We start from the raw sequence: 24369 nt of genomic DNA on the forward strand, positions 1-24369 counted from the left end.
TCCCCGACCGCTGGCGCGCCGGGTCCTCTTCCACCCTCGGGACGCGTGAACATGAGCGAAACCTTCCACGGCAGTTGCCTCTGCGGCCATATCCGCTACCAGCTGTCGACGCCGCCCAAGGCGGTCTCGCACTGCCATTGCAGCCAGTGCCGCAAGGGCCATGGCGCAGCCTTCGCCACCTACGGCAGCGTGCCGCGCAGCGCCCTGAGCCTGCAGGGCGCCGAGCTGCTGAAGACCTTCCACTCCTCGCCCTCGGTCAGCCGCCAGTTCTGCGGCCAGTGCGGCGCCACGCTGTTCTGGTCGGACAGCCAGGGCGACTACCCGGACTGGATCGCGGTGGCCCTGGGCACCCTGGACAGCGACTTCCACTGCGCCAGCCAGAAGCACATCTACACCGCGTCCAGGGCGAGCTGGTACGAGATCGACGGGCACTGGCCGCAGGAACCCTGAGCGACCTGCGCCGCGCGGGGCAGCGCAGGCGGGTTTCAGCGCAGGGTGTAGCCGTTGTCGACGACCAGGTCCTGGCCGTGGATGCCGCGGGCCTGGTCCGAGAGCATGAAGAGGATCGCATCGGCGACCGTCTCCGCCTCCAGGAAGCGGCCGTCCAGCAGGCGCCCGTTGACGCTGGCGGCGACCTCGCCCAGGGCCTCGTCGTCCAGCCCCAGGGTGCCCCAGATCGGCGTCGCCGTGGGCCCGGGCGATACGACGTTGACGCGGATGCCCTCGCCCGCCAGCTCCACCGCCAGGGTGCGGGCCTGGGCCTTGAGCGCCGACTTGGAGGCGATGTAGGCGGCCAGCCCCGGGAAGCTCACCTGGGACAGGAAGGTGCCGATGAACACCACCGAAGACGGCCGCGCCATCTGCCCGCGCAGGGCGGCCAGGGTGTTCAGCGCGCCGGCGCCGTTGACCGCCCATTGCCGCTGGAACGCCGCCTGGTCCAGGCCGTCGGCCAGTTGCGCGATGCCGGCATTGGGCAGCAGGTAGTCCACCGGCCCCAGTTCCCGGGCCAGGTCCGCCAGGCACTGGAGGTCCTCGGCGCGGGTGACGTCGCCGCTCAACCAGCACAAGTGCCCGCCGGCCTCGTCGAGTTCGGCCGGCGGCACCTCGCGCCGGGCCATGGCCACTACCCGGGTGCCCTCGCGCAGCAGCCGCCGGGCCACGGCCAGGCCGATACCGGAACCGGCGCCGGTGATCACCGCAAGGGGGGACCTGGAATCATTGCTTGGCATGTACATGCTCCTGATGGTCGTCAGTGGGATCGCTCGCCACGTGGGTGCTCCACGTGCCGTCGCCAGGAACCTCCACCAACTTCCGTGCCATGGCGAAACCATCGATTTTTCAAGGTGTTGAAAACCACTGAAGTCATCATGACTCTCCGCACAGCGAGTTCTTTCGACTGCAAACGAGGTACTTAGGACTTGATGGCGAACCCGAGCGTCCATGTCTTTCCTTCACGCCGGGCATTCTGCAACGTAGCGGCAGAAGGCTATCCTTCAGATAATTCGGAAGGATTCTGCGACGTCGCCTGAGGGGGCGTCCGCCGACCGAACGCTCCGGGGCGCGCACCGCCCCTCGGCAAGGGAGCCGCCGACTTCGCCACCCATTCCAGTTCCGGGAGCCGGTATGCCTTGCCAGCCCTTCGCCAGATTCGTCATGTCCGCTCGCCGCTGGCTGGGCATCGGCCTGCTCGCGCTTGCAGCCGCGGCCGATGCCACTGAATACCCGCCGCTGCGGGTGATGACCGACTACTGGCCGCCCTTCCGCATCGAGGGCGCCGACGGCCGCATCACCGGCCTGGACATGGACCTGCTGGCCGAGCTGGAAAAGCGCACCGGCCTGCGCTTCGAAGTGCACCGCGCGCCCTGGGCCCGCGGCCTGGCCGCCCTGCAGAGCGGCGCGGCGGACCTGATGACGGGCCTGGCGCGCACCCCGGAGCGCGAGCAGTACATCGACTACCTGCCGCAGCCCTACTACGCCTGCGCCCCGCGCCTGTACGCCTCGCCGCAGGAGGCGCCGCGCATCGCCCGCTACGACGACCTGCTCGGCCCCACCATCGGCTACGTGCTGGAGTCCGCCTACTTCGAACCCTTCGACTCCGACAAGCGCCTGAAGAAATTCGGCGTGAACAACGAGACGCAGCTGCTGCAGATGCTCGCCCTCGGTCGCCTGCAACTGGTGATCGGCACCGACTGCCAGGTGGACTACGAACTGCGCGACCCGCAACTGGCCCGGCAGATCGTGCGCACCCGCTTCCAGCCGGACAGCCGCACCGAGCTCTACCTGGGCTTCTCCCACCAGCGCCCGCTGACGGCCGAGCGCCAACTGATCGAAGGCGCGCTGCGGCAGATGCTCGACGAGGGCTGGGTGCAACGGGCGGCCGCGCGCTATCAGCGCACGGATGGGCAGTAGCGCGCCGGACGGGCGAACGGGCGGAGCGCTGCGCAAAACGCTTACAATGGCGGGTTATTCATCTCATTTTTTGTCGTGGTAAACCCGCATGGAAATAAAGGTTAATTTCTTAGATAACCTTCGGCTCGAAGCCAAGTTCGACGATTTCACCGTGGTGGCCGACCAGCCCATCCGCTACAAGGGCGATGGCTCCGCACCGGGTCCGTTCGACTACTTCCTGGCTTCGTCGGCGCTGTGCGCGGCCTACTTCGTCAAGCTGTACTGCCAGACGCGCAACATCCCCACCGACAACATCCGCCTGTCGCAGAACAACATCGTCGACCCGGAGAACCGCTACAAGCAGATCTTCAAGATCCAGGTGGAGCTGCCGGCGGACATCTCGGAAAAGGACCGCCAGGGCATCCTGCGCTCCATCGAGCGCTGCACGGTGAAGAAGGTGGTGCAGACCGGGCCCGACTTCGTCATCGAGGAAGTGGAAAACCTCGACGCCGACGCCCAGGCGCTGCTGATGCCCAGCGCCGACGCGGATTCGCGCACCTACATCCCGGGCAAGGACCTGCCGCTGGAGCAGACCATCGCCAACATGTCGGCGATCCTCGCCGGCCTGGGCATGAAGATCGAGATCGCCTCCTGGCGCAACATCGTGCCCAACGTCTGGTCGCTGCACATCCGCGATGCGCAGTCGCCGATGTGCTTCACCAACGGCAAGGGCGCGACCAAGGAAAGCGCGCTGGCCTCGGCCCTGGGCGAGTTCATCGAGCGGCTGAACTGCAACTTCTTCTACAACGACCAGTTCTGGGGCGAGGACATCGCCAACGCGCCCTTCGTCCACTACCCCGACGAGCGCTGGTTCAAGCCCAGCCGCCAGGACGAGCTGCCGGCGGAAATTCTCGACGCCCACTGCCTGGCGATCTACAACCCCGACGGCGAGCTGCGCGGCTCGCACCTGTACGACACCAACTCGGGCAAGGTGGCGCGCGGCATCTGCTCGCTGCCGTTCGTGCGCCAGTCCGACGGCAAGGTGGTGTACTTCCCCTCCAACCTGATCGAGAACCTGTACCTGAGCAACGGCATGAGCGCCGGCAACACCCTGGCCGAAGCCCAGGTGCAGTGCCTGTCGGAAATCTTCGAGCGCGCGGTGAAGCGCGAAATCCTCGAAAACGAACTGGCCCTGCCGGACGTGCCACAGGAAGTGCTGGCCAAGTACCCCGGCATCCTCGCCGGCATCCGCGGCCTGGAGGAACAGGGCTTCCCGGTGCTGGTCAAGGACGCCTCCCTGGGCGGCCGCTTCCCGGTGATGTGCGTGACCCTGATGAACCCGCGCACCGGCGGCGTGTTCGCCTCCTTCGGCGCCCACCCCAGCCTGGAGGTGGCGCTGGAGCGCAGCCTCACCGAACTGCTCCAGGGCCGCAGCTTCGAAGGCCTGAACGACCTGCCGCAACCCACCTTCGAAAGCCAGGCGCTGACCGAGCCGAACAACTTCGTCGAGCACTTCATCGACTCCAGCGGCGTGGTGTCGTGGCGCTTCTTCAGCGCCAGGGCCGACTTCGAGTTCGTCGAGTGGGACTTCTCCGGCCGGTGCGGCTCCAGTGAAAGAAAAGAGTCCAACGCCGAGGAAGCCGCCACCCTGTTCGGCATCCTCGAAGACCTGGGCAAGGAAGTGTACATGGCGGTGTACGAGCACCTGGGCGCAACGGCCTGCCGCATCCTGGTGCCGGGCTACTCGGAGATCTACCCGGTGGAGGACCTGGTCTGGGACAACACCAACAAGGCGCTGGCCTTCCGCGAGGACATCCTCGACCTGCACCGCCTGGACGACGCCCGCCTCGAAGCGCTGCTGGAGCGCCTGGAAGGCTGTGAGGTGGACGACTACACCGACATCACCACCCTGATCGGCGTGGAGTTCGACGACAACACGGTCTGGGGCCAGCTGACCATTCTCGAACTGAAGCTGCTGATCAACCTCGCCCTGCGGCGCTTCGAAGAGGCCAAGGAACTGGTGGAGGCCTTCCTCCAGTACAACGACAACACCGTCGAGCGCGGCCTGTTCTACCAGGCCCTGAACGTGGTGCTGGAGGTGGTGCTGGACAACGAACTGGAGATCGCCGACTACGAAGCCAACTTCCGTCGCATGTTCGGCAACGAGCGGATGGACGCGGCGCTGGGCTCGGTGGACGGCAGCGTGCGCTTCCACGGCCTGACGCCGACCAGCATGAAACTGGAAGGGCTGGACAGGCACCTGCGGCTGATCGACAGCTACAAGAAACTGCACGCGGCGCGCGCCAGGCTGCAGCCTGTGCAGGACAGCACCGCCGACGCGGGAAGCGGCCTCAAGCCGCGGCGCGTGGCGATTCGCAAGCGCTGACGAGGCTATCGCTGCGCCGAGGGGCTCCTCGTAGGATGGGTTGAGCTTGCGATACCCATCAGGCCCCGGTGATGGGTATCGCTTCGCTCAACCCATCCTACGGGTGCGGTGTCGGGCGCCCCGGCGGTACGGCCAACGGCGCATAACCGCAAACGGTTATGCGCCCTACGAACTCACCGGCTGACGCTGAACTATCCGTCCACGCCGAACGGCCCCCTCTCCCGCTTGCGGGAGAGGGCTGGGGAGAGGGTGCGGAATCCACCCGACACACCGCAGCCACCGGTAAACCCCATTCGCGGACGGAGTCCGCTCCTACACCCGCGCCCAGCCGGTCAATACCTCCGATGGCGAAAACCCTCCGGCGCCGAACATTGACCGAGGTCAATCCTTCTCCGGCCGGCGCCATTAGATTCCACAACATCTTGTTGTCTTGAAAACTCAAAACACATCATGTTGTGGAATCCAGTCCAATGACCCAGACCCGGAACGTCCCTCTCCCCACCCGCCTGCGCAAGCGCAACGGCGCCGCCGCCCCCTTCGACCCGAGCAAGATCGAACGCGCCATCGCCGCCGCCGGCGAAGCCAGCGGCGAGTTCAGCGCCGCCCATGCCCAGGCGCTGACGCGCCGCGTGCTGTCGCGCCTGCCGGAGGGCGAGCTGGACGTGGAGCAGGTGCAGGACGTGGTCGAGCGCATCCTCATGGAGGCCGGCCACTACCCCACCGCGCGGGCCTACATCGTCTACCGCGAGCGCCACGGCCGCCTGCGCCGCGAGCGCAAGACGCTGGTGGACGTCGCCGCCTCGATGAACGAATACCTCTCGCGGGAAGACTGGCGGGTGCGCGCCAACGCCAACCAGGGCTATTCCCTGGGCGGGCTGATCCTCAACGTCTCCGGCAAGGTCACCGCCAACTACTGGCTGGACGAGGTCTACGACGAAGCCATCGCCGCCGCCCACCGCGAAGCCGACCTGCACATCCACGACCTCGACATGCTCGCCGGCTACTGCGCCGGCTGGTCGCTGCGCACCCTGCTCAACGAAGGCCTCAACGGCGTGCCGGGGCGCGTCGAGGCCGGGCCGCCGAAGCACCTGTCCAGCGCCCTCGGGCAGATGGTGAACTTCCTCGGCACCCTGCAGAACGAGTGGGCCGGCGCCCAGGCGTTCAGCTCCTTCGACACCTACCTCGCGCCCTACGTGCGCAAGGACGGCCTCGGCTACGACGCGGTGCGCCAGGCCATCCAGGAATTCATCTACAACCTCAACGTGCCGTCGCGCTGGGGCACCCAGACGCCCTTCACCAACCTGACCTTCGACTGGGTCTGCCCGGAAGACCTGCGCGAGCAGATCCCCTACGTCGGCGGCGAGGAAATGCCCTTCGCCTATGGCGAGCTGCAGGCGGAGATGGACCTGATCAACCGTGCCTACATCGAAGTGATGCAGGCCGGCGACGCCCACGGCCGGGTGTTCACCTTCCCCATCCCCACCTACAACATCACCCACGACTTCCCCTGGCACAGCGACAACGCCACGCGCCTGTTCGAGATGACCGCGCGCTACGGCCTGCCGTACTTCCAGAACTTCCTCAACTCGGACATGCAGCCCAACCAGGTGCGCTCCATGTGCTGCCGCCTGCAGCTGGACGTGCGCGAACTGCTCAAGCGCGGCAACGGCCTGTTCGGCTCGGCGGAGCAGACCGGCTCCCTCGGCGTGGTGACGCTCAATTGCGCGCGCCTGGGCTACCGCCACCGCGGCGACCTCGCCGGGCTCCACCGCCAGCTGGACTACCTGCTGGGGCTGGCCTTCGACAGCCTGGAGGTGAAGCGCAAGGTCATCCAGCAGCACATGGACGCCGGGCTCTACCCCTACACCAAGCGCTACCTGGGCACCCTGCGCAACCACTTCTCCACCATCGGCGTGAACGGCCTGCACGAGATGGTGCGCAACTTCACCGGCGACCGCGAAGGCCTGCACAGCGAGGCCGGCCGGCAGATGGCGCTGGAGCTGCTGGACCACGTGCGGGCGCGCCTGGTGAGCTTCCAGGAAGACAGCGGCCACCTCTACAACCTGGAGGCGACGCCCGCCGAGGGCACCACCTACCGCTTCGCCCGCGAGGATCGCAAGCGCCACCCGGACATCCTCCAGGCCGGCACGCCGGAAGCGCCCTACTACACCAACTCCTCGCAGCTGCCGGTGGGCCTCACCGACGACCCCTTCGAGGCGCTGGAGCTGCAGGACGCCCTGCAATGCAAGTACACCGGCGGCACCGTGCTGCACCTGTACATGGCCGAGCGCATCTCCAGCGCAGAGGCCTGCAAGACCCTGGTGCGCAACGCCCTCGGGCGCTTCCGCCTGCCCTACCTCACCGTCACGCCGACCTTCTCCATCTGCCCGGTGCACGGCTACCTCGCCGGCGAACACGAGTTCTGCCCGAAGTGCGACGAAGCCCTGCTGCAACAACGCGCCGCCAGTTGCTGCGGCAGCTGCGGCGGCTGAGCCGGCGACACCCCGCTTCACCAACCGCAAGAAAGGAGCTCTACCGATGAAAGCCAACCAACTGCCCGAAAGCCAACGCCAACGCTGCGAAGTCTGGACCCGCGTGATGGGCTACCACCGCCCGGTGTCGGCCTTCAACGCCGGCAAGCAGTCCGAGCACCGCGAGCGCTGCCACTTCCGCGAGACGCGATGAGCGCTGAGCTCAGGGTCGGGGGCCTGGTGCCCCTGACCACCCTCGACTACCCCGGCCTGCTGGCCTGCGTGTTGTTCTGCCAGGGCTGCGCCTGGCGCTGCCGCTACTGCCACAACCCGCAGCTGATCCCGGCGCGCGGCGAGGCACAAATCCGCTGGGAGGACATCCTCGCCTTCCTCCAGCGCCGCCAGGGCCTGCTGCAGGCCGTGGTGTTCAGCGGCGGCGAAGCGACCCTCCAGGCCGCGCTGCCCGGGGCCATGGCCAGGGTGCGCGAGATGGGCTTGCGCACCGGCCTGCACAGCGCCGGCATCCAGCCGCGCGCCTTCGCCCGGGCGCTGCCGCACACCGACTGGGTGGGGTTCGACGTGAAGGCCCTGGCCGAGGACACCGACGCCATCACCGGCGTGCCCCGCAGCGGCCAGGCCAACTGGCGCAGCCTGGAATTGCTGCTGGAAAGCAACGTGGCTTATGAATGCAGGACCACGGTGCACTGGCAGCTGTTCGACCTGGAGCGGCTGCGGCGCCTGGCCACGCGGCTGCGCGGGGTGGGCGTGGAAAACTTCGTGGTGCAACTGGCCCGCAGCGGGCGCCAGCTCGACCCGCAACTCATTGCAACGCCGGCCCCGCACGGTGCAGCGGCACTGTGGGGCGAGCTGGAAGCGCTGTTCCCGCGATTCGAATTGCGGGACGCCTAGCGAGCTCCTGCTCGCGGAGGGTGTTCGCCGGTTGCCGGAAATCGCGGACGGAGTCCGCTCCTACGCTATCCCCACCCACGCCATTCCCCTGTAGGAGCGCGCCCTGCGCGCGATTCGCGGGCAGGGCCCGCTCCTACAGGGAGGCTCGGCGCAAGAGGCCGAACGGTAGGAGCGGATTCATCCGCGATCCGGCCGGCAGGCCGGCGTGTGTTGGCAATCGCGAGGGAAACGCCGTCGTAGGATGGCGTTGAGCGAAGCGATACCCATCACCGGGGGCCGATGGGTATCGCAAGCTCAACCCATCTTACGAAAAGCGCCCCGGCGCAGTCGGCAAGTGTTTCGGCGTTAGCCGGCCAGCACAGGGATTGCCGGCGGAAACCCGGCCTCCTCTCGGCACGGGCTAGCTCCCTCTCCCTCCGGGAGAGGGCTGGGGTGAGGGGCTCTTGGACCTGGCATCGATGTCCAGCCTGCAGCCGAAAATCGCGGACGGAGTCCGCTCCTACGCAATCCCCACCCACGCCATTGCCCTGTAGGAGCGCGCCCTGCGCGCGATTCGCGGGCAGGGCCCGCTCCTACAGGGAGGCTCGGCGCAAGAGGCCGAACGGTAGGAGCGGATTCATCCGCAATCCGGGGGAAAGCCCGAGCGCCGAGGTAGATGACCAAGCTCGATCATGAGTAAAACTTGATTTCATCGCAAATAAATTGAGTTTGTCTCATGAACCACCGATCCCGAGAATCCCTCCACTGGTTTTTCAATGGAGAGATTCACCCATGGCATTGGCCCACAACCTCGGCTTCCCGCGTATCGGCCGGGACCGCGAACTGAAGAAAGCCCTGGAAGCCTTCTGGAAAGGCGAGCTGGACGAAGCCGGCCTGCGCGCCGTCGGCAAGCAGCTGCGCGCCATCCACTGGCAGGCGCAGAAGGATGCCGGCATCGAGCTGCTGCCGGTGGGCGATTTCGCCTGGTACGACCAGGTGCTGACCCACTCGCTGACCTTCGGCGTCATCCCCGAGCGCTTCCGCGGCCATGGCGATGCCAAGCCGACCCTGCAGACCCTCTTCGGCATGGCCCGTGGCGCCGTGGCGACGGACCGCAGCGACAGCTGCTGCGGCGGCGCCCATGCGCAAGAGATGACCAAGTGGTTCGACACCAACTACCACTACCTGGTCCCCGAGTTCACTGCCGACCAGCAGTTCGCGCTGAGCTGGGAACAGCTGTTCGAAGAGGTCGACGAGGCCAAGGCCCTCGGCCATGACGTCAAGCCCGTGGTGATCGGCCCGCTGACCTACCTGTGGCTCGGCAAGACCAAGGGTGCCGACTTCAACAAGCTCGACCTGCTCGACCGCCTGCTGCCGCTCTACGGGCAGATCTTCCGCCGCCTGGCCGCACAGGGCGTGGAATGGGTGCAGATCGACGAGCCGATCCTGGTCCTCGACCTGCCCCAGGACTGGAAGAACGCCTTCGAGCGCGCCTACAACCTGCTGCAGGGCGAGCCGCTGAAAAAGCTGCTGGCCACCTACTTCGGCGGCCTGGAAGACAACCTCGGCCTGGCCGCGAACCTGCCGGTCGACGGCCTGCACATCGACCTGGTGCGCGCGCCGGAACAGTTCCCGAGCATCCTCGACCGCCTGCCGGCCTACAAGGTCGTGTCGCTGGGCCTGGTCAACGGCCGCAACGTCTGGCGCTGCGACCTGGAAAAGGCCCTGGACGTGGTGCGCCACGCCCAGGAACGCCTCGGCGAGCGCCTGTGGCTCGCGCCCTCCTGCTCGCTGCTGCACAGCCCGGTGGACCTGGCGCGTGAAGACAAGCTGGATGCCGAGCTGAAGAGCTGGCTGGCCTTCGCCGTGCAGAAGTGCGCCGAAGTTTCCGTGCTGGCCCGCGCCGCCACCGAGCCGCAGGCCGCCGACGTGGTTGCCGCCCTGGAGCAGAGCCGCGCCGTGCAGGCCAGCCGCGCCGCCTCGCCGCGCATCCACAAGCCGGCCGTACAGGCCCGCCTGGCTGCCATCAAGCCCGCCGACGCCCAGCGCCACTCCGCGTTCGCCGAGCGCATCGCCAAGCAGCGCGCCGGCCTGGACCTGCCGGCCTTCCCCACCACCACCATCGGCTCCTTCCCGCAGACCTCGGCCATCCGCCTGGCGCGCCAGTCGTTCAAGCAGGGCAAGCTGAGCGAGGCCGAGTACACCGAAGCCATGCACAGCGAAATCCGCCACGCGGTGCAGATCCAGGAGCAACTGGGCCTGGACGTGCTGGTACACGGCGAAGCCGAGCGCAACGACATGGTCGAGTACTTCGCCGAGCAGCTCGACGGCTACGTCTTCACCCGCTTCGGCTGGGTGCAGAGCTACGGTTCGCGCTGCGTGAAGCCGGCGGTGATCTATGGCGACCTGAGCCGCCCGAAAGCCATGACCGTGGAGTGGATCACCTATGCCCAGAGCCTCACCGGCAAGGTGATGAAGGGCATGCTGACCGGCCCGGTGACCATGCTGATGTGGTCCTTCCCGCGCGAGGACGTGTCCCGCGAGGTCCAGGCGCGCCAACTGGCCCTGGCCATCCGCGACGAAGTGGTGGACCTGGAAGCCGCCGGCATCAGGATCGTGCAGATCGACGAAGCCGCCTTCCGCGAAGGCCTGCCGCTGCGCAGGAGCGCCTGGGCGCACTACCTGGACTGGGCCACCGAGGCCTTCCGCCTGTGCGCCTCGGGCGTGCGCGACGAAACCCAGATCCACACCCACATGTGCTACAGCGAGTTCAACGACGTGATCGAATCCATCGCCGCCATGGACGCCGACGTGATCACCATCGAGACCTCGCGTTCGGACATGGAGCTGCTGGAGGCCTTCGAGAAGTTCGACTACCCGAACGAGATCGGCCCGGGCGTCTACGACATCCACTCGCCGCGCGTGCCGAGCCGGGAAGAGATCGTCAAGCTGCTGCGCAAGGCGGCCCAGCGCATCCCCGCCGAGCGCCTGTGGGTGAACCCGGACTGCGGCCTGAAGACCCGCGCCTGGCCGGAGACCGAAGCGGCGCTGGTGAACATGGTCGCGGCGGCCCGCGAGCTGCGCAACGACCTCGCCGCGCTGGCCTGATCCACCGGTGATGGGTATCGCTTCGCTCGACCCATCCTACGGTCAATGACGAAACGGGACGCCTGGCGTCCCGTTTTGCTTTGTCGTGAAACCTACCACCCGCGCGCTGCAGATAACCCTGCGACGCCTGCCCGAAACGAATTGCCCGTTTCTCGATATCCGACGTCCGAAACTCGCAAGACGGACGGACACGTACTGCCTAGCATAGGACTTCCGCCAAAAACGATGGCCGCGCCTGCGCGCCGGCCGCCCCTTGCTGCCCGGAGTCCCATGTCCACTACTGCCGCCCCCACGGCTGCCGCGTCCGTCGCCAGCCAAGCAAGCCCCCTGGTCATGCGCGTGATCGGCGCCTGCGCCCTGGCCCACCTGATCAACGACCTGATCCAGGCGGTGCTGCCGTCGATCTACCCGGTGCTCAAGGCCAACTACGGGCTGAGCTTCACCCAGGTCGGCCTGATCACCCTGACCTTCCAACTGACCGCCTCGCTGCTGCAGCCCTGGGTGGGCTACCACACCGACCGCCATCCCAAGCCCTGGCTGGCGCCGGCGGGCAGCGTCTGCACGCTGATCGGCATCCTCCTGCTGGCCTTCGTCGGCAACTTCCCGGCCATCCTCCTGGCCTCGGCGCTGGTGGGCATCGGCTCCTCGACCTTCCACCCGGAAACCTCGCGCATCGCGCGGCTGGCCTCGGGCGGGCGCTACGGCCTGGCGCAGTCCACCTTCCAGGTCGGCGGCAATGCCGGCAGCGCCTTCGGCCCGCTGCTGGCGGCGGCCATCATCGTGCCCTACGGCCAGGGCCACGTGGCCTGGTTCGGCCTGTTCTCGGTGTTCGCCATCGGCGTGCTGTACGGCCTCAGCCGCTGGTACCGCAACCACCTGAACCTGTTCAAGCTCAAGCAGGGCGGCAAGGCTACCCACGGCCTGTCCAGGGGCCGGGTGAACGCCGCGCTGGTGGTGCTGGCGCTGCTGGTGTTCTCCAAGTACTTCTACATGGCCAGCTTCACCAGCTACTTCACCTTCTACCTGATCGAGAAGTTCCAGCTCTCGGTGGCCAGCTCGCAGCTGTACCTGTTCCTGTTCCTCGGCGCCGTGGCCGCCGGCACCTTCTTCGGCGGCCCGGTAGGCGACCGTATCGGGCGCAAGACGGTGATCTGGTTCTCGATCCTCGGCGTGGCCCCCTTCACCCTCGCCCTGCCCTACGTCGACCTGTTCTGGACCGGCGTGCTGAGCATGATCATCGGCTTCATCCTCGCCTCGGCGTTCTCCGCCATCGTGGTGTTCGCCCAGGAGTTGGTGCCCGGCAACGTCGGCATGATCGCCGGGGTGTTCTTCGGCCTGATGTTCGGCTTCGGCGGCATCGGCGCCGCCCTGCTCGGCCACCTGGCCGACATCCACGGCATCGAGTACGTGTACAAGCTGTGCTCCTACCTGCCGCTGCTGGGCTGCCTGACTATCCTGCTGCCCTCCACCAAGCGCGCCTGACGGCGCGAAGACACTCGGAGGAGCGCCTTTGCGCCCTCAGCGCCTTGCGCGCCGCGTGTTCGGCGCGCAGCGCGCCAGTTCCGCGGCGAGATAGGCCGCGGTCCTGCTACCCTTCGCCCGCGCCAGCTGTTGCGGGGTGCCGCTGGCCACCACGCGGCCGCCGGCCTGGCCGGCGCCCGGGCCGACGTCGATCACCCAGTCGGCCTGGGCCACCACGCGCATGTCGTGTTCGATTATCACCACGCTGTTGCCGGCATCGACCAGCCGCTGCAATTGCAGCATCAGCCGGTCGATGTCCGCCACGTGCAGGCCGGTGGTGGGTTCGTCCAGCACGTACAGGCTGCGGCCGCGCTGGCTGCGTTGCAGTTCGGTGGCCAGCTTGATGCGCTGCGCCTCGCCGCCGGACAGCTCGGTGGCCGGCTGCCCCAGGCGCAGGTAGCCCAGGCCGATCTCGCGCAGCAGGCGCAGCGGGCGCGCCACCGCGTCCTCCTCGGCGAAGAAATCGCCGGCCTCCTCCACCGTCATGCCCAGCACCTCGGCGATGTTGCGGCCGTTCCAGCGCACCTGCAGCGTCGCCTCGTTGTAGCGGGCGCCGTGGCAACTGGGGCATGGCGCATACACGCTGGGCATGAACAGCAGTTCCACGCTGACGAAGCCCTCGCCCTCGCAGGTGTCGCAGCGCCCCTTGGCCACGTTGAACGAGAAGCGCCCGGCGTCGTAGCGGCGGCGGCGCGCATCGGGGGTGGCGGCGAACAGCTTGCGCACGTGGTCGAACAGGCCGGTGTAGGTGGCCAGGTTGGAACGCGGCGTGCGGCCGATGGGCTTCTGGTCCACCTGCACCACCCGCTGCACCGCCGCCAGGTCGCCGGCCAGGTGGCCGCCGGTGCTTTCGAGGATCGCCGGGCCTTCGTCGGTGGCTGGCGCGCCATCCTCCTCGGGCTCGTGCCCCAGGTGCGCCAGCATCAGCTCGGGCAACGCCTGGGCGATGAGGCTGGACTTGCCCGAGCCGGAGATGCCGGTGACCGCGGTGAGCACGCCCAGCGGAATGCGCGCGTCCACCCCGCGCAGGTTGTGCCGGTGGATGCCGCGCAGCTCCAGCCAGCCGGCGGCCTCGCGCCCGTGGCTGGGCGGCGCGGGAATCTCGTCGAACAGGTAGCGGGCGGTGCGCGACTCCGCCACCTCGCGCAGGCCCGCCGGGGCGCCGCTGTAGAGCACCCGGCCGCCGCGCTCGCCGGCGTCGGGCCCGACGTCCACCAGCCATTGCGCGCGGCGCATCAGTTCCAGGTCGTGCTCCACCACGAACACCGAGTTGCCGGCGTCGCGCAGCCTGTCCAGGGCGTCGTACAGGGCCTGGCTGTCGGAGGGGTGCAGTCCGGCCGAGGGCTCGTCGAGCACGTAGACCACGCCGAACAGCATGGAACTCAGCTGCGTGGCCAGCCGCAGGCGCTGCAGCTCGCCGGTGGACAGGCTCGGCGTGGCGCGGTCCAGGCTCAGGTAGCCCAGGCCCAGCTGCTGCAGCGTGCGCAGCCGCGCCACCACGCCCTCGGCCAGGCGCCGCGCCGCCAGTTGCTTCTCTTCCGAGAGCGCGGCGCCGGGCTGGGCGCGGAAGTCGCCCCGGGCGATGGGCTCCAGCAGCGCCGCCACCTGGTCCAGGGGCAACTGCGCCAGCGCGCCTATGTCCACCCCGCCGAAGGTCACCGCCAGCGCCTCGGCCTTGAGCCGCTTGCCGCCGCACGCCGGGCACGGCCGGCCCTCCATGAAGCGCGACACGCGCCTTCTCATCAGGGCGCTCTGGGTGCTGGCGAAGGTGTGCAGCACGTAGCGCCGCACACCGGTGAAGGTGCCCATGTAGCTGGGCTCCTGCTTGCGCTTGAGCGCGGCGCGGGTCTCCGCGGGGGTGAGGCCGGCGTACACCGGCGCGGTGGGGGTTTCCTCGGTGAAGAGGATCCAGTCGCGGTCCTTCTTCGGCAGGTCGCGCCAGGGCCGGTCGACGTCGTAGCCCAGGGTGACGAGGATGTCGCGCAGGTTCTGCCCGTGCCAGGCCGGCGGCCAGGCGGCGATGGCCTTCTCGCGGATGCTCAGCGACGGGTCCGGCACCATCAGCGCCTCGGTCACCTCGTACACGTGGCCCAGGCCGTGGCAGGCCGGGCAAGCGCCCTGCGGCGTATTCGGCGAGAAGTCCTCGGCGTACAGCAGCGGCTGGCCCGGCGGGTAGGTGCCGGCGCGCGAGTACATCATCCGCACCAGGCTGGACAGGGTGGTCACGCTGCCCACCGAGGAGCGCGCGTTGCTGGCGCCGCGCTGTTGCTGCAACGCCACCGCCGGCGGCAGGCCGTCGATGGCGTCGACGTCCGGCACGCCCACCTGGTCGATCAGGCGCCGGGCATAGGGCGCCACCGACTCGAAGTAGCGCCGCTGCGCCTCGGCATACAGGGTGCCGAACGCCAGCGAGGACTTGCCGGAACCCGACACGCCGGAGAACACCACCAGCGCATCGCGCGGGATGGCGACATCCACGTCCTTGAGGTTGTGCTCGCGCGCGCCGCGCACTTCGACGAAACCGCTGGCGCCGGGGGCGCCGGCCGGGGGCTTGCTGTGGGGCATGGGGACGGACTCGGGGCTCTGTTGGCCAGGAGTATGCCTGAGGAGGCCCGCGCAGACCGAGGGCCTCTATCAGGTGGCCGGCCGCCCCGCCGGCGCCGTCAGGCCTCGCGGTAGGTGCCCTTCTGCTTGGCGGCGTGGGTGGCCAGGGCGTCCATCAGCGGCGGCGACAGGCAGTCATAGGGCTCCAGGTTGAGTTCGCGCAGGCGCTGGCGGATGGCGTCCATCTGCGCCGGCGGGGTGCCGCCCTCGATCACCGAGGAGACGAAGGCGGCGAAGCCCGGCGCCGACCAGCCCTCCTGCGGGGACAGTTCGGTATGCACGAAGTCCAGGCCGTAGAAGGCGTGCCCCGGGTTCTCGATGCGCCCGAACAGGTGCGCGCCGCACTCGCGGCAGGCATGGCGCTGGATGACGGCGCTCTCGTCGACGATATGCAGCTTCTCGGGGTGGGCCACCACGCTGACCTTGTCCCGCGGCACCACCGCCACCACCGAGAAGGTCGCCCCCGCGGGCTTCCAGCACTTGGTGCAGCCGCAGGCGTGGTTGTGCAGCGTCTGGGCGCCCACCGCGACCTCCACCTTGTCGGTCGCGCACAGGCATTGCAGGGTGCCGCCGGCGAAATCGGCGCGGGCCGGGCGGATGCCGTTGTCCAGCGAGGGGTGAATGTGAATCGCGCTCATGGGGTTGACCTCCTGGCGTTCGCTGCGTCAGGGCCGGCACGGCGACATGCCGCGCCGCGAAGCCCTGGCGGTCGAAATGGGTGGCACGAGGCGTGGACGGTGAGTCCATGGCAGCGGAAACCGTAGGATGGGTTGAGCGAAGCGATACCCATCACCATGGTCCGATGGGTTTCGCAAGCTCAACCCATCCTACGAAAAGCGCTTCGGCATAGCCTGCAGCATAGTTGCCCGGCAGCGGAACCGTAGGATGGGTTGAGCGAAGCGATACCCATCGCCATTGTCCGATGGGTTTCGCAAGCTCAACCCATCCTACGAAGAGCGTCTCGGCATGGCCTACGCCTCGCCGCCGGCCACCAGGCGGATGCTGTCGCGCCCGCCGCGCTTGGATTCGTACAGCGCCGCGTCGCCCTGCTCGACCAGCGCCGCCAGGCTGGCCGGCGGCCGGTCGAACAGGCTGGCGCCGATGCTCAGGGTCACCGCCTCGGGTGTGGCGAAGGCCTGCGCGGCGGCCCGGTGGAACTGCTCGCGCAGCGCGCTGCCCAGCGCCACGACACGCTCGTCGGTCACGTCGCCGAGCAGGATGACGAACTCGTCGCCGCCCAGCCGGGCCGCGAGCGCGCGCTCGGGCAGCAGCGCGCGGATCATCTCGCTCAGCATGACCAGCAGCCGGTCGCCGGCAATGTGGCCGTGCAGGTCGTTGACCAGCTTGAAATTGTCGATGTCGATCAGCAGCAGCGCGCCCGGCCGCGCGCTGCAGACCTCCTCCAGCAACCGCGGCGCGCGCACTTCCAGGGCGCGGCGGTTGTACAGCGCGGTCAGCGGATCGCGGGCGGCCAGCCGGGCCATGCGCTTCTCGCGGCGGTAGCGCTCGGTGCCGGTCATCGACAGCGCGATCAGCATGATCGCCATCGTCCCTTCCACCAGCGAAACCTGGATGATCGCGCCGCGGAAGGCCGTGAGGTCGATCAGCGTGCCCGGCACCAGCGCCGTCAGCGGCTTGGCCAGGTAGAACAGCCCGTGCAGCAGCAACACGTAGCGCAGCTGCCCGGCGCCCACGCTCAACGACTTGCCATGGGGCCGCAGCAGCGCGCTGGCGCGCAGCGTCGGCAGCGCCACCAGCAGCGAGTTGGCCAGCAGCATGACCTTCGACCACGCCTGCCCGTCCGGCAACAGCAGCATGGCCGTCCAGGCGACGAAGATCAGGTACCAGGCGCGGGACAGGCGCGCCTCGGTGAAGCGCGCCACGCCCAGCAGGAACAGCCAGTGGGCGATGATCAGCAGGCCGTTGGCGAACCAGATGCCCAGGAGCGGGAAGCCTCCCATGCGCAACAGGGCCAGGGTCGAGCCCACGGCGATGGTGGAAAAGCCCGCGCTCCAGAACAGCAGCGAGGGTTCGCGAACGTTGCGCCACTCGATCGCCAGGTACAGGGCGGCGGCCGCTGCCAGGGCGATCGAGAGGGTCAACATCGTGGGAGGATCGAGCGCCATGACTTCTGGACGGGGCTGCCTGGACGGTGGGGGGCGGATTCTAAGCGTTCGCGGCGTTTTTTCGCAGGGCCTTTCCCGCCCTGCCGACGGGAAGCCCGCTCCCACGCGCATAGCCGCTTCGCCGGGTCACGCTGGCGAGGCCGCACCTGTCCCGCGGCCCCGGCCAGGGTTCAGAACCGATCCAACCTGTAGGCGTCGAGCCCCGGCAGGCCGTGCGGCGCATTGCCCGTTGCCGGCACGGTTGCCAGCCGGGCGACATGCTCGGCGGTGATCGCCGCCTGGGTCAGGCCCAGGTGCTGGTGGCCGAAGGCGAGCAGCACCCTGCCCTCGCACACCCGGTCGATGATCGGCAGCGAGTCCGGCAGCGACGGGCGCATGCCCATCCAGGGCGTGGCCGCCTCGGCGCTCAGGTCGCGGCCGAACAGGCCCTTGCTGAGCCGGTGCAGTTGCCAGGCGCGCTCCATGCTCGGCGGGCTTTCGAGGCCGGCGAACTCCACGGTGCCGGCCAGCCTCAGGCCGTCGGCCATGGGCGTCATGATGAACCGGCGTTCCAGCGAGGTGACGGCGAACGGCAGGCGATCGTGCTCGTGGGGCAGCATCAGGTGATAGCCGCGCTCGGTGTCCAGGGGTACCTTGCGGCCGGTCAGCGCCGCGGTGAGCCCGGCCGAGTGGGCGCCGCAGGCGATCAGCACCTGGCGGGCCCGCAGGCCGCCTTCCGCCGTGGCCAGCGCCACGCCGTCCTGCCGCAGTTGCCCGCCGAGAACCTTGCGCTGGAGGAACTGCACGCCCAGGGCACGGGCGGCGTCCACCAGTTCGCGGACCACGAGGTAGGGGTCGATGAAATGCCCCGTGCGCGGAAAGAACAGCCCGCCCAGCAGGCGCTCGCTGAGTTGCGGGGCGGCGGCGCGCACGGCCTGCGCGGGCCAGAAGTCGACCGGCACCGCCTGCTGGCGCATGCGCGCCTGCAGCGCGTCCAGCGCCTGGCGCGACTCGGCGCGCTCGAACACCAGCAAGGAACCGTCCTCCTTCAACAGGCCGGGGCGCCCGATGGCCGCCAACATCCGCCGCCAGGCCTCCAGGCTGCCCTCGTTGAGCGCACGGATACCGGCGACGGTGCGGCGGAACGGCGCCGGGCGCAGGTTCAGCAGCAGCCGCACGAACCATGGCAGAGCATGCGGCAGGTACTTCCAGTCCAGGCGTAGCGGGCCCATGGGGTCCATGAGCATGGCCGGCAGGCGCCTGAGGATCGACAGGTCGGCGATGGGGAACACCTGCTCGGTGGCCAGGTGCCCGGCATTGCCGAACGAGGCGCCCTGCCCCGGCGCTTGCTGGTCGACGACCTGCACCCGCAGCCCCTGGCGCGCCAGTTGCAAGGCGCAGGCGACGCCGACGATGCCGGCGCCGATCACGGCGATGTCCGCCTGGGGTTGCGGGCCGTTCGAAGCCTGGACGTCACGCATGTTCCCGGGCTTCCCTCTGGCCATCGAGCAGGCGGCGCAACTGCAGCGGGTTGCCGTGGCGCAGCGCGGCGGGCAGCAGGGCGTCGGGGAAGTCCTGGTAGCAGACCGGGCGCAGGAAACGCAGGATGGCCGCGGTGCCGACCGAGGTGGTGCGCGTATCCGAGGTGGCCGGGAAGGGGCCGCCATGGACCATGGCATCGCACACCTCCACGCCGGTCGGCCAGCCGTTGACCAAGAGGCGACCGGCCTTGCGCTCCAGGGTCGGCAGCAGCGCACGGGCGCTGTCCAGGTCGGCCTCGTCGAGGTGCAGGGTCGCGGTGAGCTGGCCTTCCAGGTGCTCGGCGACCTGGCGCACCTGCTCGTCGTCGGCGCACTCCACGATCAGCGACGCGGCGCCGAACACCTCGGCCTGCAGCGCCGGCTCGGCGAGGAACGCCTGCGCCCGGGTCGCGAACAGATGGGCCTGGCCCTGGTTGGGCCCCTCGCCTTCCAGGCCCTTCGCCAGGACACGCGCCTGGGCCTGCCCGGCCAACGCAGCGACGCCGGCTTCGAAGGCCTGGAAGATCCCCGGCGTCAGCATGGTCTGCGCCGGGCTGCGCCGCACCCGCTCGGCGGCCGCGGCGATGAAGCGCTCCAGCGCCGGCCCCTGGCGGGCGACCACCAGGCCCGGGTTGGTGCAGAACTGGCCGGCGCCCTGGGTCAGCGAGGCGACGAAGCCCTGCGCCAACGCCTCGCCGCGCGCCTGCAGGGCCGCGGGGAAGAGGAACACCGGGTTGATCGAACTCATCTCCGCATACACCGGGATCGGCTCCGGGCGGGCCTGGGCCACCCGGCACAGGGCCAGGCCGCCGCTGCGCGAGCCGGTGAAGCCCACCGCCTTGATGCGCGGGTCGGCCACCAGGGCAGTGCCGACCTCGCGGCCGGAGCCGAACAGCAGCGAGAAGACGCCATCCGGCAAGGCGCACCTGGCCACAGCGCGGGCCACGGCGCGCCCCACCAGTTCGCTGGTGCCGGGGTGGGCGCCATGGGCCTTGACCACCACCGGGCAGCCAGCGGCCAGGGCCGAGGCGGTATCGCCGCCGGCAACGGAGAAGGCCAGCGGGAAGTTGCTGGCGCCGAACACGGCCACCGGCCCCAGCGGCACCTGGCGCTGGCGCAGGTCCGGGCGCGGCAGCGGCTGGCGCTCGGGCAGCGCCCTGTCCACCCGCACGTCCAGCCACTCGCCGGCGCGCACGGTGCGGGCGAAGGTGCGCAACTGCTGGCAGGTGCGGCCACGCTCGCCCTGGATGCGCTGGCGCGGCAGGCCGGTCTCGGCCATCGCGCGCTCGATCAGTTGCTCGCCCAGGGCCTCGATCTCCTCGGCGATGGTTTCAAGGAAGCCGGCGCGCGCCTCCAGGGAGGTTTCGCGGTAGCGGTCGAAGGCGGCCCAGGCCAGGGCGCAGGCCTGCTCCACCTGCTCGCCGGTGCCGCCGGCATAGGGCGGCTGGAGGGGTTCATTGGTGGCCGGGTCGATGGCCCGGGTCGCCTCGCGGCGCCCGGCGACCGCCTGCTGGCCGATCAGCATGCTGCCTGTCAGGTTCATGGTGCGTCCTGGATCAAGAAAGTGGGCCCCCTGCGCGACGCCCGTCGCGCAGGGGGCGGATCGCGGCGGGGCATCGGGCCCCGCCGCCGGCCGGTTCAGGCGAGGTTCTGCTCGGCCGACCAGTTGGCGTACCACTGGCGGAACAGCGCGTACTGGTTCTCGGCGTAGCGGCGCTGGGCCTCGCTGAGCACGTCGGTTTCGTTGAAGTGCAGGCTGTATTCCCTGTCGCCGTTGAGCACCATCAGGTGCTTGTAGTACAGCACCAGGTCGCAGCCCTCGTCGAAGGACGAAAGCACCGCCAACGCCGCCTCCAGCTCGCCGGCCAGGCGGCGCGCCTTGACGTCGCCCTTGGCGGCCTGCCTGCTCAGGGCCACCAGTTGCAGCACTTCGCGCGGCAGGGCGTTGCCGATGCCGGTGATGGCGCCGGTGGCGTTGCAGTTGACGAAACCGTGGACCACCTGGGTGTCGACACCGACCATGAGCGTCACCTCGTCGTCCTGGGAGGTGATGTTCTCGGCCGCGTAGCGCAGGTCGGCGCCGCCGCCGAACTCCTTGAAGCCAATCAGGTTGGGGAACTCGCGGCGCAGTTCGAAGAACAGGTCGGCGCGGGTGGCGAAGCCGTAGTAGGGGCTGTTGTAGATCACCGCCGGCAGTTCCGGGGCGGCCGCGAGGATGGCGGAGAAGTGGGCCTTCTGCGCGGCCGGCGAGGCGCCGCGGGAGAGCACGCGGGGAATCACCATCAGGCCGTGGGCGCCGACCCTGGCGGCATGCGCCGCGTGGGACACCGCCTCGCGGGTGTTGACCGCGCCGGTGCCGACGATGGTCGGCACGTCGGCGGCCACCAGGCGCGCCACGCCCTCCTGGCGCTCGGCCTCGGTGAGCAGCGGCCAGTCACCCATGGAGCCGCAGTACACCACCGCGCTCATGCCGACGTCGATCAGCTCGCGGCCCTTGGCGACCAGGGCGTCGAAGTCCGGCTTGCGCTGGGCGGTGCAGGGGGTCATCAGCGCGGGGATGCAGCCGGTGAAGATGTTGTCGCTCATTGTTCGGGCTCCTTGAAGCACTCGTTCAGGTAGGGAAAAACGGCGTGGGGGCTCAGATGCCCCACGCGAAGGGGTCCTGCTCGTCGATCAGCAGGGTGCTGTCGGCGGTCATGTAGGCGCGGCCGGTGATGAACGGGCGGATGCGCTCGCCTTCCCATTCGTAGCGGCCTTCGAAACGGCTGCCGGTGATGCCGGCCTGCACCCAGGCCTGCCCGGGGGCCAGCTTGCCGTCGGCGGCCAGGCACGCCAGCTTGGCGCTGGTGCCGGTGCCGCAGGGCGAACGGTCGTAGGCCTTGCCCGGGCACATGACGAAGTTGCGGCTGTCGGCCTCCTCGTCGTCGGCGAACAGCTCGACGTGGTCGATCGGCGCGCCGCCTTCGCCGTGGATGCCCTGGGCCTCCAGGGCCTGGAGCAGCGCCCAGGTGAAGTCGGTCAGCGCCTCGACGTTGTCCAGCGCCAGCCGCTGGCCATGCTCGGATACCAGGAAGAACCAGTTGCCGCCCCAGGCGATGTCGCCGTACACCCGGCCGTGGCCGGGCACCTCCACCGGCACCTGCCGGCGGTAGCGGTAGGCCGGCACGTTGCCGATGGTGACGGCGCCGTCCTCGTGCAGGGTGGCGCTGACCGGGCCCACCGGGGTGTCGATCTTGTGCACGCCCGGGCCGATCAGCCCCAGGTGCTGCAGCGAGGCGACCAGGCCGATGGTGCCGTGGCCGCACATGTTCAGGTAGCCGGCGTTGTTGAAGAAGATCACCCCGCAGGTGGCGCCCGCCGACACCGGCTCGCAATACAGCGCGCCCACCAGCACGTCGTTGCCGCGCGGTTCCAGCAGGCAGGCGCGGCGCCAGTGGTCATGCTGCTCGCGCAGGGCGTTGCGCTTCTCGGCCAGGCTGGCGCCGGCCAGCTCGGGGAAGCCTTTCATCACCAGGCGGGTGGGTTCGCCGCCGGTGTGGGAGTCGATGATGTGTACGCGTTTCATGTAGCCGTCCAGTGAGAGAGCCCGAAGGCGTTGAGGGCGCGGGCCGTCAGGACGAAGCCTGGGCGTAGCCGCCCAGGGGGCGCTGGTCGCCGGCCACGTCGGCCTCGGCGTCGCTTTCATCGTCGCCGCTCAGGCGAACCAGGTGGGCAGGCACGCCGGTGGCCGCGCCCCAGTAGTAGATGCCCATGGCGCAGGCGGCCACGGCCAGGGTGTCGAACGGATGGCCGAGCACGCCGATGCCACCGAAGCTGCCGAGCCAGGACAGCACGATGGTCACGGCATAGAAGCCGATCAGCCAGGCCGAGGAGCGCACCTGCTGGCGCAGGTCCAGGTGGCGGGTCGGCACGAAGCGGCCGCACAGCAGGTACACCACGAACATCAGGATCTGCAGGCCGAGCAGCCAGGACACCGTGCCCCAGCCCGACCAGTAGACGATCAGCGCGGCGATGATGAAGGACAGCGGGCCGAGCACGCCCATGCCCTTGACCAGGAACGGGCGCGGCATGCCGGGCGCGCTGCGGCGCAGGGCGGCCACCGAGACCGGCGCCACGGCGTAGCTGAGCACCAGCGCGGCCGACACCACGTTGATCAGCGCTTCCCAGGAGGGGAACGGTAGGGTCCAGAACACCGACAGGCCGAAGGTCAGCCACAGCGCCGGGCGCGGGATGCCGGACTTCTCGTCGACGCGGGTGAACAGCTTGAAGAAGGTCCCGGTCTGCGCCCAGCCATAGATCACCCGCGGGGTGGCGTTCATGTAGATGTTGCCGCAGCCGCTGGGGGATATCACCGCATCGGCCACCACCAGGTAGGCCAGCCAACCCACCCCAAGGGCCAGGGCAATGTCGCGGTAAGGCAGGGCCAGTTGCCTGGACACGCTGGCCCAGCCGTTGGCCAGCATTTCCGTGGGCACGCCGCCGAGGAAGGCCGTTTGCAGCAGCACGTAGATGGCCGTGGAGAGCAGCACGGAAAGGATCAGCGCGAAGGGGATGGTGCGCTGCGGGTTCTTCACCTCGCTGGCCACCGAGATGATCGGCGTCAGCCCCAGGTAGGCGAAGATGACGCCACCGGCGGAAACCGCCATCTCCACGCCCGACAGGCCGAAGGGCGCGAAGCCCTGGGCCGAGAAGTTCTCCGGCTTGAAGAAGCAGAACAGCACGCCGATGACCAGCAGCGGCACGATGAACTTGAACATGCTGATCAGGTTGTTGGCCTTGGCGAAAGTCTTCACGCTGCGGTAGTTGAGCAGGAAGAACAGACAAAGCAGGCCGAACTGCACCAGCCAGCCGATGGCCGTGGGGTCGCTGGAGCCGGACTTGGTCAGCCCGGGGAACCAGGCGGCCGCGTACTGGCGGGAGGCGACGACCTCGATCGCCACCAGGCTGGAGAAGGCGATCAGGGTGATGAAGCCCATCAGGTAGCCCAGCAGCGGGCCGTGCGAGTACACCGGGTAGCGCACCACGCCACCGGCGCGCGGCAGGGCCGCCCCCAGCTCGCAGTAGACGATGCCCAGCAGCAGCACGGCGAACCCGCCCAGCAGCCAGGAGAAGATCCCTGCCGGGCCGGCGATGGCGGAAACGTGGCTGGCCGCGAACAACCAGCCGGAGCCGAAGATGGCTCCCAGCCCGATAAACGTAAGGTCCATCAACGAGAGTTGCTTCTTGAACTTGCCTGACATGGCGTTGCCTTCTTGTGCGTTGTTGGATAGGCAGATGCATTGCCACTCGACGCTGCGCTCCGGGTGCTGCCCGCAGGGACGAGTCGGCCGGCGGCAACCGCTTGTTCTATGAAGTTCGGCTGCACGCGTTGGCCATAG

17 protein-coding genes are annotated in these 24369 nt (G+C 69.1%); 8 read left to right on the top strand and 9 right to left on the bottom strand.

Going from position 1 to position 24369, the window contains the following annotated elements:
* Nucleotides 1-51: 51 nt before the first annotated feature.
* Nucleotides 52-450 carry a GFA family protein gene (locus FG99_RS00580; protein WP_043266559.1) on the top strand — a complete coding sequence of 133 codons (399 nt, stop codon included), beginning with the start codon at nt 52-54 and terminating at the stop codon, nt 448-450.
* Nucleotides 451-485: 35 nt separating this feature from the next.
* On the opposite strand, the gene FG99_RS00585 is transcribed toward FG99_RS00580, so the two are convergent.
* Nucleotides 486-1229: an SDR family NAD(P)-dependent oxidoreductase gene (locus tag FG99_RS00585; protein ID WP_043266561.1), complete on the bottom strand. Its 744-nt coding sequence runs from the start codon at nt 1227-1229 to the stop codon at nt 486-488.
* Nucleotides 1230-1653: 424 nt separating this feature from the next.
* Here FG99_RS00585 and FG99_RS00590 point away from each other — a divergent pair, with 424 nt between their 5' ends.
* The 7 genes from FG99_RS00590 (at nt 1654) to FG99_RS00620 (ending at nt 12723) form a co-directional block, all read left to right on the top strand.
* Entirely contained in the window at nt 1654-2409 is a 756-nt protein-coding gene (locus tag FG99_RS00590; protein WP_043266562.1) for a substrate-binding periplasmic protein, read from the top strand.
* An 88-nt stretch (nt 2410-2497) separates the two neighbouring features.
* On the top strand, nt 2498-4774 hold the full coding sequence (locus FG99_RS00595) for an OsmC domain/YcaO domain-containing protein (protein WP_043266564.1): 2277 nt from the start codon (nt 2498-2500) through the stop codon (nt 4772-4774).
* Between the two features lie 470 nt (nt 4775-5244).
* Entirely contained in the window at nt 5245-7266 is a 2022-nt protein-coding gene (locus FG99_RS00600; protein WP_043266566.1) for a ribonucleoside triphosphate reductase, read from the top strand.
* A 46-nt stretch (nt 7267-7312) separates the two neighbouring features.
* Entirely contained in the window at nt 7313-7459 is a 147-nt protein-coding gene (nrdD, locus tag FG99_RS00605; RefSeq protein WP_009619575.1) for an anaerobic ribonucleoside-triphosphate reductase, read from the top strand.
* On the top strand, nt 7456-8154 hold the full coding sequence (locus FG99_RS00610; RefSeq protein ID WP_043266568.1) for an anaerobic ribonucleoside-triphosphate reductase activating protein: 699 nt from the start codon (nt 7456-7458) through the stop codon (nt 8152-8154). The genes nrdD and FG99_RS00610 overlap by 4 nt, the downstream gene beginning before the upstream one ends.
* A gap of 771 nt (nt 8155-8925) precedes the next feature.
* Entirely contained in the window at nt 8926-11241 is a 2316-nt protein-coding gene (metE, locus tag FG99_RS00615; protein WP_043266570.1) for a 5-methyltetrahydropteroyltriglutamate--homocysteine S-methyltransferase, read from the top strand.
* Nucleotides 11242-11511: 270 nt separating this feature from the next.
* Nucleotides 11512-12723, top strand: a complete 1212-nt coding sequence (locus tag FG99_RS00620; protein ID WP_043266571.1) for an MFS transporter — start codon at nt 11512-11514, stop codon at nt 12721-12723.
* Nucleotides 12724-12759: 36 nt separating this feature from the next.
* Here FG99_RS00620 and uvrA read toward each other — a convergent pair whose 3' ends face one another.
* From uvrA to FG99_RS00660, 8 genes are all read right to left on the bottom strand, one after another.
* Complete coding sequence (gene uvrA / locus FG99_RS00625; RefSeq protein ID WP_043266573.1) at nt 12760-15327, bottom strand: excinuclease ABC subunit UvrA; 2568 nt, start codon at nt 15325-15327, stop codon at nt 12760-12762.
* Between the two features lie 98 nt (nt 15328-15425).
* Nucleotides 15426-16004: an S-(hydroxymethyl)glutathione synthase gene (gene gfa, locus FG99_RS00630; RefSeq protein WP_043266575.1), complete on the bottom strand. Its 579-nt coding sequence runs from the start codon at nt 16002-16004 to the stop codon at nt 15426-15428.
* A gap of 333 nt (nt 16005-16337) precedes the next feature.
* Nucleotides 16338-17492 carry a GGDEF domain-containing protein gene (locus FG99_RS00635; RefSeq protein WP_081884535.1) on the bottom strand — a complete coding sequence of 385 codons (1155 nt, stop codon included), beginning with the start codon at nt 17490-17492 and terminating at the stop codon, nt 16338-16340.
* 170 nt (nt 17493-17662) lie between these two features.
* Nucleotides 17663-18952 (bottom strand): NAD(P)/FAD-dependent oxidoreductase, encoded by a 1290-nt coding sequence (locus tag FG99_RS00640; protein ID WP_043266578.1) that lies wholly within the window; start codon nt 18950-18952, stop codon nt 17663-17665.
* Entirely contained in the window at nt 18945-20534 is a 1590-nt protein-coding gene (locus tag FG99_RS00645) for an aldehyde dehydrogenase (NADP(+)) (RefSeq protein WP_043266580.1), read from the bottom strand. Before FG99_RS00645 ends, FG99_RS00640 begins: the two co-directional genes overlap by 8 nt.
* 95 nt (nt 20535-20629) lie before the next feature.
* Nucleotides 20630-21577, bottom strand: coding sequence for a dihydrodipicolinate synthase family protein (locus FG99_RS00650; RefSeq protein ID WP_043266582.1), 948 nt, complete (start codon nt 21575-21577; stop codon nt 20630-20632).
* Between the two features lie 52 nt (nt 21578-21629).
* The gene (locus tag FG99_RS00655) at nt 21630-22556 is read right to left on the bottom strand and encodes a 4-hydroxyproline epimerase (RefSeq protein WP_009619554.1); all 927 of its coding nucleotides are present in this window, start codon (nt 22554-22556) and stop codon (nt 21630-21632) included.
* A gap of 46 nt (nt 22557-22602) precedes the next feature.
* Nucleotides 22603-24231 (bottom strand): APC family permease, encoded by a 1629-nt coding sequence (locus tag FG99_RS00660; RefSeq protein ID WP_043266584.1) that lies wholly within the window; start codon nt 24229-24231, stop codon nt 22603-22605.
* Nucleotides 24232-24369: the final 138 nt, after the last annotated feature.

This window comes from Pseudomonas sp. AAC, from assembly GCF_000725445.1.
Taxonomy (GTDB): domain Bacteria; phylum Pseudomonadota; class Gammaproteobacteria; order Pseudomonadales; family Pseudomonadaceae; genus Pseudomonas; species Pseudomonas citronellolis.